Genomic DNA, 13,431 nt, shown 5'->3' on the forward strand with positions numbered 1-13,431 from the left:
TATCGTTTGGTTCACAGTTTAACGTTAGAGATGAAATAACTCTATCGCACTTACGTCTTGATCACTTTGACGAAATTGACCAGGTGTCATCGTCGTATGTTTTTTAAAAATACGATTAAAGTAACTGTGACGATAGCCAACTGCGCTTGATATTTCTTGTATTTTCATTGAAGTCTCAACTAACAATTGCTTTGCTATTTCTATTCGATACAATGTTAAATAATCAATGAAATTAATACCCTTGCCTTGCTTAAACCATTTACTCAACGTATACGTATTAATCCCACATTGATTCGCACATTGATCCAAGGAAATATCATACATGTAATGGCTATGAATATAGTCAAGTGCCTTCTTGACAACGACATCTTGCTTGGTCATGACTTTGTCCTTTATAGCTTTTACATAAGGTGTGATCACTTGATTTATTAAAGTTGCCTTTAAGCACTCAATGTCGTAACTGTGGATTAATGCTTTTAAAATATTTTTCCCTTCAAATAATTCAAATGGATAAAAACCCTCCTTTAACATTTGCAATTGCACCGCACTATATAGCTGAATGAAGCTATATTGAATCGCGCGTTCATCTCGCTCACACAACACAGCAATAAACTGATCTATTAGGGCGTTAATTTTCGTTTGATCACCTAAATCCATCGCCTCTATCAGCCTTTGCTCAATATGAAAAGGATAAAGATCACCTTGTATTTGTGTAGCCTCAAATGTTTCAGGCATTCTAATTAATAGGGTTTGATCATGTTCAGGTTTCGTATATTTCTTCTGTCGTATTTGTTCAACGACACTAATCAATCCTCTTAGGTCTGGAACCGTTTGACTTAAATACATAACCGTTAACTCATGTTTCCCACTTGACCTTACATTTTCTTCTATTACATTCAATTGTTGCTCTAATATTTGAGTGTCGTCGAATACAAAAATGATACCTACGAATCGATCGTTAAAAGGAATCACGTAAAGCGAACAACTAAAACAACGCTCAATTAAATGGATCATTAACTGCTGTTGCTTTTTATTGATGGTCTCGACATCAAGATAACGTATCTTCTTTTCTGTTAACCTAACATGATATTGCGCAAGGCGCGCGCTCAATTCCCGCTCAGTCTGATGATCTAAAAAACCTTCGATCAGTTGGAAAAAGAAATTGCTGATTAATTTATTGTTTAATCGATCGACACGTTTTTCTAAAATATTCTTTTCCTGATTGAGCTGATGCCAGTTCGATTCGATCAAGTCAAACCCATCATTCTTACTTAAAGGATTCCCTTTTATAACCGCTAACAGTTTGTCAATCGGACGATAAATTGATCGAAACGTCACATTAGCAATCATAAACGAAAGAAAGAGGCCCACTAAACTAATCACGATAATCGTTTGTGACAGTTGATTGATTGGTTCAGTGATAAAAGAAATCGGTACGACCGACATATAGATCCAATCCGCATTCACGCGATTTATCGTTCCAGAAGTAACAGAATAATCAATCTCTGACCAAGTAGTTGTAAAAGAGCCATTTTCAATCCCTTGATTAATGACAACCTCATCAAAAAAGGCTGCACTCTTCTCATTTGAGGAAATCATCATGCCGGTTTCTTGATCAATTAGAAAAGAAAAGCCATCACTTGATAGGCTAAGTCCATCAACCATTTGCATAACCGTTTCTCTATTTAACTCAACAATAAAAGAAGCACTGTGGTGATCACGTTCTTCATTGAATGCTGGCATATTTTTAACGAGTACTAATGGAAACAAATGATGATCAGACTCTTCTTTTAATAAATGACGATCCCAAAAAAAGCTATCTTGACTTAATAGAAAGTGTTGATAGTTAGCGAGCTGGTCTTCGTTAACCCAACGGAATTGTGGGTTAAAAACAATCGGTCGATCCGCATTAATAAACAAACTGATGCGCTCAATTAAACTATTGCCATTTTGCTTAGAAAATAAAGAATCTGTAATTTCACGGGCATGTTGATATTGATCTTGAAAATTAATATGATCTAACTGATCGGTAAAAAGGTGTTCATGAGACCAATAATTCAAATTCACCTCCAAACTTTGCATCTGAGAGTCAATATAATCAACTTGATTAATAATTTGCTCCTCATGAGTAGCAATCATTTCATCTTTTAAATGTCTCGCTCCAAAGAAATAAATTGTCGCTCCAATTAATAAACTAGGTATACAAAGAATAAGCAAGAGCACAACAATACTTTTCTTATAGTAGGCATCCTTGATGGAATGGGCATTTAACAACTGAAGACGGATATGGTTTAATCGCTTTCTCATAAAGCCACCTTCCACTTACTTATTTTTTTCGAATTAAGTGAACAGGAGGGACAGGAATATTCATGTATGATTGATCAAAACCAATATAAAAACTTGGATGCGGGGGTTGATTATAGGCAACATTTTGCCAGGCAATTGCTACTCGATATTGACTATCGTGCATTAATGTGTAAAGACGATGTTCACTTAGATCAGTGGTTGTGTATACTCGAAGTGCACTCGAATCTTCTAGTCGCCAGATCACCTCTTCACGCCAATCACCAAATAAATCAGCCTGTAAATTAGGGTTACCTTTTGTACCGTTATTAGATAGAGTGCCGTCAGCTCTTAGTAATAAATCAGCTGTATGCGTTTCCCAATTCCACTTGTGAATCGTACCCACACCCGCTTCAATATTGGGATCAAATTGATGATCTAAGATTTCTCTTCCTAGATCGCCGTCCCACCAAATTACGAAATTAGCTGATAATACAGGCCCATCAATGGCTTTACCTTTACAAGTATAAAAACTTTCCGTTCCTTCGACACGCTGATGGCCATCAGGTGCATACCCCCACAATTGAGCTCCTCGATATCTTGGGTCAATATCAGCAGCAACACCTCGGCCGATATCCTCTGACGCCGAAGGGATACTGAACAACACTTGACCCGTCTTCGCATCATGCAATTCAAAACCATGTTCATGTGGACTCTCTTCGTGTGTCATAAATATTTCTAATCCAGGATTATCTAAGTCAAAATCACCAACATGTAAGGCATCACCGTGCCCGAATCCTGTTGAGTATAATAATGAGCCATCATGATCAATAACAGCTGATCCGTAAATGATCTCATCGAAACCATCTTGATCAACATCAGCAACACTTAATGAATGCGCGCCTTGACCTGCTAGTTCTGGTTGATTTTGATCAGAGTCGATGCACCAACGCTCAACTAACTTTTTATTGATAACATCATAGGCAACAATAACCGTCCGTGTATAATAACCTCTACAAACGATGGCACTTGCCTTTTCTCCATTTAAATAAGCAACGCCTGCTAAATACCGGTCAATTCGGTTACCATCAAAATCACCCCAACTCCCAGGTGCGCCACGATCCGGCTTATAATCTATTGTGTCTAAGGCTTTCCCTGTTGCTCCATCGAAAAGCGTTAAGAATTCAGGACCATCAAGAATAAAACCTTGATCATTACGGTAATCCTTGTTCACATTACCAATCACTTGTCCCTTACCATCAACCGTGCCATCAGCGGTCTTACAAATAAGCTCTGCCACACCATCACCATCAAAATCATAAACGAGAAACTGGGTATAATGAGCACCAGATCGAATATTAACCCCTAGATCAATACGCCATAATTTCTTACCTTCTAATGTGTAACAGTCCAAATAGGTATGACCGGTATAGCCTGAATGTGCATTATCTTTCGCATTGCTTGGATACCATTTCACAACTATTTCATATCGTCCATCTCCAGTCACATCTCCGACGGATAAGTCATTAGCTGAATACGTATAATGTTCTCCAGATGGTGTTATTCCATCTGCCGGTTTATCTAAAGGAATATCAAAATAAGGATTTTCTAAAACAGAAGCCGGTGATGATTGGTCATACTGATCACCTGTAATAGCCACCACTGTATATTGACTATCTATTTTACCTGCTCGATCTAAATAATTACTATTCTGTTCTTCATTGAGCGTCGCAATCAATTGACCATCTCGGTGAATTTGATAAGTTGTTGTCGAATATTCATTAATGGCAATACGCCAACTCAAAAAGACGCCTTTGTCAGTTTGAACAGCTATTAACCCACGATCTAAATCTTCTAAACATCTTTTTTTAACCATTATCTATGCCTCCTTATTAAAGCTTTTCATCTATGATCGGATCTGAAATAAATTGAATCGTTTCTGCAACCTCACCCTCTGTCTCAAAAATGATGAGCTGATTTTCTCCAGTTATTAGCTTTGATGCGGGAACATATAGACTATGCTGTGGCCCCTCTTTCCAAAAACGCCCTAAATTAAACTGATTTAGAAAAACGCATCCTTTACCCCAACCCGGTAACGTTAAATACGTATCTGACACCTGATCAACATTAAATATAATTTTATAGAAAGCCGGTTGCCCCTTACGATAGCCTTTGTTAAAATCTAATACATCTAAGTTCGTTAATGGTAACGGATAGTGCCCCCATCCGGTATGAAAATGTTCATCAAGCATCACACCTTTATTGATGCCTTTTCTCTGTTCATTTAAATATGGACCGAAATTAGCCCGCCCCATATTCTCTACTAAGATATCTAGTTGATCGGTTGATGTATCAGACAAACTTAACGTTTGCTTCATTTTGAATGTCTCTCGATAGGCAGTAAATAGATGTTTTTCATTTAAAAACACTTGAGCACGATCATTTGTGTCAAGTAATTTTATCGTTTGACGACCTGACTGCTCGCTTAGCTCACTGCGATATAAAATATAACCATAAGCTTGATCAAGGTACTCCATCGTGAGAGGGTGTTTGTCATAAACAGGGTGAGAGAGGTCATCAATCACTTGAAATAAGCTGACTTTTTCAGACACTGACCATTCTCCAAGATTCTTTCGTTTGACTTGATCATAATCGAAAGGAAGTTGATTTTTTCGTCCAGTAACTGATTCGATCGTTTGTTTAAATGTATGGAAGTTCTCCGTTAATTCGCCTGCTTCACTAATTGGCGCACCATAATCATACGAGGTTGTTGCAGGTGCATAAGTTTCTGTTATGTAGCCATCAACTACTTGCTCATAATAATTAGCCCCATTCATAAAGCCAAAATTCGTACCACCATGAGCCATATAAATATTAATATGACCGATTTCCAACATATCTTTTAAATCTTGATTAAGGTCTGGTAATGATCGAACTTGATGTTCACCTCCCCAAACATTAAACCAACCAACCCAGAATTCCATACACATGAGGGGGCGGTTGGAAATAATAGCTTTTAAAGCATCAAGTCGTTGCTTTAGATTAGCCCCGCAATTAACGGTAGGGAGTGCTTTATCTGGAATTGAGCCCGCTTGTAAAATGCTTGCTCTCGTACTATCCGATGTCACCAATGGAACAGTTATCCCAAGCTCCTCCATCATGTCAGCTAACGTAGACAAATATGTTTTATCATTACTGTAATAGCCATATTCATTTTCTACTTGAATTAAAATAATCGGACCACCATTGTTGATTTGGTACGGTATAATACGCGGAATAAGCGTCTCATAATATGATCTAACATGTTCTAAAAAGGGGCGATAGCAACTTCTCACCTTCATATTTGAATCTTTAAGCAACCAAGCTGGCAAACCACCAAATTCCCACTCAGCACATATATAAGGCGATGGACGAAGGATGATGTATAAGTTAAGCTGCTGAGCAAGCTCAATAAATCTAATCAAATCAGCTGATCCCGAAAATTGATACTCTCCTTTTTTAGGTTCATGTATATTCCAAGCCACACAAGTCTCCACCGTATTACAACCCATTGCTTTTATCTTTTCGAGGCGATCCTGCCAATTACTCGGATCAACTCTAAAGTAATGGATGGCACCTGAGACAATCTTAATAGGCTTTGAATTAACATAAAAATCGTTACAAACCTCTAGCTTAGCTTTTATCATATTTGATACTCCTCTCCCTCCAAAAAAGAAAACGCTTCCAACATTTGTTTTAAGTATATGATGACCAACCAAAAAAATCAATAAAAAAAAAGAAAAAACCACTAAAAACAAAATAATAGTGGTTTTTTTGTATGATCAGAACGTGTAAAATTTTAAAAAGCAGTGGAAAGCAATGATGTTAAAATTTTCAGTTCCAACTATAAGAAAAGCTTACCTTTTAGATCGATTGCAAAATAATTTTTTTCTTTAACATCTCACTCAACTTTCGCACACTGAAAATAGACATTCAACCTTGATTGTGTATAATAGATTCGGTATTCAATAGGCTTGTTGCCTTTACTTCTGCATGGATGTGCCGCATGCGACCTTCTCATACGTTTAGCACGTTATGTCGTTCCGAAAAGCGGAACATCACTCACCTGCGCGTCTAAAACGAAAGGTTTAGAATATTCAAAGTCAACGCTTATATTTAATATTAGGTCTACCCTTATGCTGTCTTGGCTGAACCTGAAAATTTAGATAAGAAAGTTGAGCATCTAATATTTGATGTTTTACAGTTTCCTATCTATCATGACGCTTACATATGTTCTAAAGCATTTAAATATACATATACATATATTCGGTTAAACAAAGTATGGCTAAAGATTGACCATAGGGCATTGTCGTTTGGTCAATTTGACGATAAAATTCTAAGTCCTCTCCCATACCTGTACCAATCGATACTTTCTCTAACGCACCATCTTGATTGATTTCATTTAGAATCCCTTCAATTGCTCTTTGTGCCATTGGTAAATAACGTTTAGAAATATAGCGTTTGCGAATACCTTTTAGAATACCATAGCAAAAACCAGCAGTGGCCGAAGCTTCTAAATAAGAGGTGACATCATCAACTAACGTATGCCATAGACCACTCTCGTCTTGATGTAGTGCTAACGCCTCCACTTGACGTTCAAAGGTGTGAACGAGATAGTCATAAAGTGCGTCTCCTTCTGTTAAATCAAGTAATTCAATGATTTCAGGAATTGCAATGGTGGCCCAACAATTCCCCCTCCCCCATAAAGCAGAAGCAAAATTATGGTGTCCTTCAAAGGTCCACCCATGAAACCATAATCCCGTCTTTTTGTCCGCCAAGTATTTAATATGCAATAGGAATTGTTTTTTCGCTTCTTCAATGTAGGATGGGCGATTTAATAATTTACCGATTTTGGCTAACGGTAAAACCGTCATCATTAATGTATCTGCCCAAAGTTGATTTTTGTTTTCCGGTCCATAAGTCATGTGTTGGAGACCATCTTCATCTGTTCGCGGCATATCATACATGACCCAATCTGCCCATTGCTCTAAGTACGGTAAGTATTCAGTCATACCTTCTTCTTCATACAAATAAGCCATTGTCAAAAGAGGTGACATTGTATTCACGTTTTTCGGGGGAGAGCTTTCGAGCAAACGTTGACTAAACCATTCTTTAAGGATACGAATCGCTGTCTCACTTCTGGTCATTTTCCAATATTGATATAGACCGTATAACCCTACACCTTGGGGCCAATTCCAAACATGCCAACTTTTATCATCAACAATTAATCCATCAAAATCCAATAAAAATTCACCCGTCTCATCTTTAATCTCCGATAAATTTGTAGCTAATTCTTCAATCTTACTCATGATTAATGCTTTACTCAATTGATCCATGATCTCGCCTCCATCTGCTAAATCGATTTATAAAACGAACCTTCAATCAGTGGGGTTTTCGTTCTTCTCCCACTGATGGTTAGTTGAGTGAATCAGGACATTAGCGTCCGTTAGCCTCCCCCTCAATCGATTTGGTCTACGCTCTATTTTAAGGGGGGGGTTTACGGACGTTTATCTGTGATAAATTTGTGTCAACTTCGCTATACTTTGGTTAATATACGGTTCTTTCGTTTCTTCTAATAATATTGGAATCATCGGCTTAGCAACTTTAATCTTAGTAAACAAATGAGCATAATTAAGCTGACCGTGTCCAACGGGCACAATGTAAAGCTGACCATCTTTTATTTGAAAATCTTTTGCGTGAATAATAGCGATGCGATCTCCAAACAATGAAAAGGCCTCATCAATTATTGACATTTGCCTTTGATAATTATCAAGTGTTAAGTAGTTAACCGGATCGAATATAACCTGAAGATGATTAGAGCTCACTTCATCTATTAAACGCTTCATTAACTGCGGCGTATAAATAGGATGATTAACACCACCTTCAATACCAACAATGACACCAAATCGTTCAGCTTCTTCAACTAATATTTGTACGCTGTCAACCACTTTTAAAAAAGCTGCTTCGGTAAAATTATCGGTTGTATAACCCATTTGCGAATGAACATTTCCGGTTTCAGATCCAACGATACTGCAACCAAAATCACTCGCTAAGCGAAGATGGGCTTTAAAATAATCTAACGCCTGCTCGCGTTGCTCTAAATCAGGATCAATCATATTAATGTAACAGCCTAATACGGCAATATTGATCTTCTTATCATGAAGAATATTTGCGATATACTTAGCTAAACCTGTGTTTAAACTTGCCGTGGAAATCTGCCATTCTTTTACTGATTTCTTTAAAGCGAGTTGAATAGAGTGAATCTCTTTCTGATTAAGTTTTTGAGCCAAATCTAAGATATCTTTGTTTTCAACATCATGTGCCCTTATCCCTATGTTCATCATGCTCCTCCTTTTCAATATAAAACATTTCAGAAAGCTCAACTGTTTTTGGGCTATGGTCTGTATTGGTTTCCATGATCGGTGCCATGTAAGCCCACCATTCTTTATTAATCGGATCAGTAGCTAGTTGTTCCCATCTTGATTCATCTTCCACCTCAAGGTAGGCAAATAAATCGCTCGTTTCACGATCTAAATAAATGGCATACTTGATCACACCATGACTTTTCAATAACTGAAGCAATTCCGGCCATAGATCCTGATGGCGTTGGTGATAGGTTTCATGTTGATCAGGATACACTTTCATCTTAAATGCTTTTCTTAACATGACTAGCCCTCCATCAAAAAAATATTGAAAACCCTTACATTATTATATATAATAAAGATGGTTATTTCTATATAAAAAACTAAATTTCTTTATAAGAAATCAACTATTTTGGAGGCAGCTATGTGAAATTATTCAAGAAGTATTCTTATAAAAACATTTTATTTATTAGTTTGTCCGTTTTCCTTTTTTCCGTTTTAATAATGATCATCTACGTCAATTATCACGTATCTGTTAATGAAATGATCAATTTAACAGCGACACAGCAACAAACAAATCTTGATCTGATCAGTCAAAATATTGATGAGAAATTACGTTCAATAGAAAATAATTCTGTTGTTTTATCGAGACAAAGTAGTTTGAATCAGGTCATAAATGGAAATAGAACATATCACCAAGTCTACACGCTTACGACTGATTTTTCTAATTCGGTATATAGCAATGGCTCACTTCATTCGATCGAAATTTATTTAAACAACGCACCTACAAATAATATCCAAAATCCTGTTCGCTATTATGAACTTGATCAGGTTAATGGATCGGGTTGGATTGACGTATTGGACGATCTATCTGCATCTTGGATTGGTATTCGGACCGTTGCAATGATCACGGGTGAGGAGCCTGTTATTAGCCATGCACGTGCAATTAAAAATTCTCGTGGACAAACGCAAGCAATTGTGATTCTAAACCTTGACCCACTAATTGTTGAAAGTTGGCTTCGCTCTCATTCAAATGCGTCCACCCTTTATTTAGTTAATGAACACTCACATATATTAGCCAGTACTGACCATCAAGGAATTGGTGAAAACTACCATCCAACAGTTCCTTTACATACAACAAGTGATCCTTATCTTGTCGAACAAGAACAATTAATTGTTTCTACTGAACTCGTCCCCTATCAGTGGAATTTAATTGGGGTCACACCTTATCAACAATTAACTGCACAAAGTAAAAAGGTAGCTCAACATTTATTAATCATGAGTTCACTATTGATTATATTGACCTTTTTTGGCATTCGATTTTTAACAAAACAGCTGACACAACCTATCCATAAGCTTACAGATTTGATGAATAACTATCAACTAACACGTACGATTCAAGATATACCTGATGACTATCAAAATGAATTTGCTCAGCTATTTAATGGTTATCAAAACCTTATTAAAAGAAATGAGCGCTTGCATCATTCGTTAATAAAAAAATATCGCCAACATAAGCGAGCAGAGTTAAAAGCACTACAAGCGAATATTAATCCCCATTTTCTATATAACACATTAGACCAACTCAATTGGCGGGCAATTGAACGTGGTGATGATGACATGAGTATAATCATAGAGTTACTTGGTGACATGTTAAGAACCGGATTATCAAACGGTGAAAGTATTATGACACTTGAGGAAGAAGTCAACTATGTAAAAAAATATTTGCAACTGCAATCAATTAAAGACAGTGATGCCTTTCAATATACTATTCATTTAGAGGAAAAAATTAAAGACGCTTGCATACCAAAATTAACTTTACAACCCTTTGTCGAAAACGCGATTATTCACGGTTTTCAAGAAATGGCAGGTGGTAAAATTAGCATTAATATTTCTCAACGAAATCAGCAAGTTTTTATCTCCATTCAAGACAATGGTGTTGGTGCTACTTCATTTTCTAAAAGCAACCAAAAAGCAAAGACTGGAGGCTATGGCATAAAAAATGTGAAAGAACGATTAAATAACTATTTCAACTATAAGGCTAACCTAATGATTTCGAATCGCGAACAAGGTGGGGTAGAGGTGCAATTAACCTTTCCGGTTATAAGAGATAAGAAAGCTTTATCATTTATTTAATGGATACGAGTAAGCAGTGTTTTCTACAAAGGAGGAGCAAAGATGGAATGGACAATTGTTATTGTAGATGATGATAAACAAGTTATTCATGGAATAGAGTCCACACTTTCTCATGCAAATATCAACTGTAAAGTCGTTGGTACCGCAACAAATGGTAAAAATGGTGTAGAAGTGATTTTATCTAAACAACCTGACCTTGTCATTACCGATATTTATATGCCTAAAATGGATGGTATTGAAATGATTAAAGTACTTCGTCAACATCAATTTTTAAATGAGATTATTATCTTAAGTGGCTATTCCGAATTTAAACATGCTCAACAAGCTTTAAAATTAAAGATCGTCGATTATTTATCGAAGCCCGCTTCCAAAACAACGATTATTTCTACGATTGAAACCGTCTTACACCAGCTTGAAAATAATCGTAAAGATCAGCAGAATTATCAACAATATAAAACGAAAGTAAAGCAATATGATAGATATATAACAGAGGAATTAATTGAATTAGCCATTAAAGGACAGCTTAATTTGACAACATTACAAGTAAATCAACAAAAAGTCATTAATCAGTGGGCTTCACGTCTTCACCTGCCCATTAAAATGAGCTTCACATTTCTCGATCAAAGTAATGGATTAGCGCATCATAATCAGCTGATGCATTTTGCTATTGCTAACATTATTCAAGATACGTTGTATGATTTTGCATTCGATTATCATTATATTGAAATTGATCGGATTAATAGTATTTTGTGTTTACATACAACGCCAGATCAACAAACTGCATTATCTAATCAAGTCCAATCTATCTTAAAGCAAACGGAAGTAAATTTACATCAACTGTTGCCTGTTAAACTTGACGTCGTTCTAGGTGACTATGTCGTCACGTGGACGGAGACACTTTCTGGCATTCATAGTCTTTTAATGAAATCAGCACAGCAACAATCGTTTACGAACGAAATCACACCACTAAAAAAACAATTGGCCCAAGCAATCCGCTCCACTGACCTTCAGTTGATACAGCACACACTCGAAAACTTTTTTAGTAAAATGAATGATCAGGCATTTTTACCTTCGATTGCTCTACATGTCGGTATTGAATTATGGACCATATTTAAATATGAGCTACAAGACAATGGAATCAAAATAGCTAATCAAGTCGATGTTTCTTTTAATTTATACCAACAATTTGTCCAATTTCGCTCTTGGCAAGAATTAGATCAATTCTTTAATCAATTACTTGAACGTTTAAGTAAAGAAGCACTTTTCCAAGATAATATCCGACACTCTAAATTGATCGAAGAAGTTCTGTGCTATATTGAAAATCATCTCTCAGAGCCGATCACATTAAGTGAAATTGCGGAAAACTTATATATTTCAAGAAACTATTTAGGACAGCTTTTTAAAAATAAAATGAAGATTACGTTTAAAGCCTATTTAACTAAAGTACGGATTGAGCGAGCCCGCAAATTATTACTAACAGAAAACTATATGATCTATGAAGTTGCTGAAGCTGTCGGTTTTGATAACCCAGCTTACTTTACTGCTGTTTTTAAAAAAGAAATGGGCTATTCACCATCTCAACTTATCCAAGAAGATATCAAGTAAAGCATAACCATTCTGATCACTCATTCCGATAAAGATAGTGACAAATAAAAAGGTGGCAGATGGACAACTTTTTGATATACTTGTGGGTGATATTTTCATCATAATATGGAGGTCTTTATATGGCACAAACGAAACCACCTTATGGAAGTGTACTGATAAAAGCTGATCACATCCTTGAGTTTTTATCACGTCACAATAATCCACAAAGGTTAAGTGATATTGCTAAACAAACCGAATTAACCAATCCAACTGCTTTAAAAATTTTAAATACCCTATTATTAATCGGATACGTACAAAAAGACCCTGATACTAAAATGTTCAGTCTAGGTCCACGTTTGATTAAATATGCAAATAAAAGCTTGCACCAAATTAGCATTAAGCAAATTGCTCAGCCACATCTTGAACAATTACAAAAAGCAACAACGGAAACTGTCCATCTTGGCATCTACGAATTGGATCATATTAAATATATATCAAAAATTGAAAGTAAAAAACCCGTCTCTCTCTACTCAGAAATTGGAAAATCAATCCCTTTATACTGTTCTGCGATGGGAAAAGCCGTTTTAGCTGATTTCACCGATCAACAGATCGAACACTACCTTGACCATAATGCACTCGTTAAAAAAACAGAAAATACGATTGTAACAACGAACGCTCTTTATCAAGAAATTAACAAAATAAGAACGCAAGGTTATGCTTTTGATGATGGTGAACATGATTTTGAAGTGTTTTGTATCGGCAGTAGCATAACAGTCAACGAAAAAAACTATGGGGCAATCAGCGTCAGTTTACCCAAATACCGGTTAACAGATGCGATTTTAACTGATCTGATTAGTAATATCCTCATCTGCAAAGATAATATTGTTGAAGAACTAACATAAATCAGTAAAGAGCCATCTTCGAATGGCTCTTTACTTGTTAATAAATGATGATATTTGTGAGCATATTAAAATGCGCTTTTACACTTTAATTGAGAAAAAGTGAAAACGCATTTTATTCACATCTG

The 13,431-nt window shown here is 36.2% G+C and carries 9 protein-coding genes; 3 read left to right on the forward strand and 6 right to left on the reverse strand.

Annotated features, from left to right (window positions below; all coding sequences use genetic code 11):
- Positions 1 to 24 precede the first annotated feature (24 nt).
- The 6 genes from JOE23_RS08940 to rhaM form a co-directional block, all read right to left on the reverse strand.
- The gene (locus JOE23_RS08940; protein WP_204437775.1) at positions 25 to 2,307 is read right to left on the reverse strand and encodes a helix-turn-helix domain-containing protein; all 2,283 of its coding nucleotides are present in this window, start codon (positions 2,305 to 2,307) and stop codon (positions 25 to 27) included.
- Between the two features lie 19 nt (positions 2,308 to 2,326).
- Positions 2,327 to 4,159: a rhamnogalacturonan lyase gene (locus tag JOE23_RS08945; protein WP_204437776.1), complete on the reverse strand. Its 1,833-nt coding sequence runs from the start codon at positions 4,157 to 4,159 to the stop codon at positions 2,327 to 2,329.
- Positions 4,160 to 4,175: 16 nt separating this feature from the next.
- A complete protein-coding gene (locus tag JOE23_RS08950) occupies positions 4,176 to 5,969 on the reverse strand; it encodes a glycoside hydrolase family 35 protein (protein WP_204437778.1) in 1,794 nt (597 codons plus the stop codon).
- A 597-nt stretch (positions 5,970 to 6,566) separates the two neighbouring features.
- Positions 6,567 to 7,658 (reverse strand): beta-galactosidase BglB, encoded by a 1,092-nt coding sequence (gene bglB / locus JOE23_RS08955; RefSeq protein WP_204437779.1) that lies wholly within the window; start codon positions 7,656 to 7,658, stop codon positions 6,567 to 6,569.
- A 171-nt stretch (positions 7,659 to 7,829) separates the two neighbouring features.
- Positions 7,830 to 8,663 carry a sugar phosphate isomerase/epimerase family protein gene (locus JOE23_RS08960; RefSeq protein WP_204437781.1) on the reverse strand — a complete coding sequence of 278 codons (834 nt, stop codon included), beginning with the start codon at positions 8,661 to 8,663 and terminating at the stop codon, positions 7,830 to 7,832.
- Positions 8,638 to 8,988: an L-rhamnose mutarotase gene (gene rhaM, locus JOE23_RS08965; protein WP_204437783.1), complete on the reverse strand. Its 351-nt coding sequence runs from the start codon at positions 8,986 to 8,988 to the stop codon at positions 8,638 to 8,640. The genes JOE23_RS08960 and rhaM overlap by 26 nt, the downstream gene beginning before the upstream one ends.
- A 122-nt stretch (positions 8,989 to 9,110) precedes the next feature.
- Between rhaM and JOE23_RS18180 the strand changes: the two genes are divergently transcribed.
- The 3 genes from JOE23_RS18180 (at position 9,111) to JOE23_RS08980 (ending at position 13,306) form a co-directional block, all read left to right on the forward strand.
- The gene (locus JOE23_RS18180; protein ID WP_204437785.1) at positions 9,111 to 10,820 is read left to right on the forward strand and encodes a histidine kinase; all 1,710 of its coding nucleotides are present in this window, start codon (positions 9,111 to 9,113) and stop codon (positions 10,818 to 10,820) included.
- Positions 10,821 to 10,862: 42 nt separating this feature from the next.
- On the forward strand, positions 10,863 to 12,425 hold the full coding sequence (locus JOE23_RS08975; RefSeq protein ID WP_204437786.1) for a response regulator transcription factor: 1,563 nt from the start codon (positions 10,863 to 10,865) through the stop codon (positions 12,423 to 12,425).
- A gap of 119 nt (positions 12,426 to 12,544) precedes the next feature.
- Positions 12,545 to 13,306, forward strand: coding sequence for an IclR family transcriptional regulator (locus JOE23_RS08980; protein ID WP_204437787.1), 762 nt, complete (start codon positions 12,545 to 12,547; stop codon positions 13,304 to 13,306).
- Positions 13,307 to 13,431 lie beyond the last annotated feature (125 nt).

This window comes from Amphibacillus cookii, assembly GCF_016908375.1.
In the GTDB taxonomy this organism is placed as follows: Bacteria; Bacillota; Bacilli; order Bacillales; family Amphibacillaceae; genus Amphibacillus_C; species Amphibacillus_C cookii.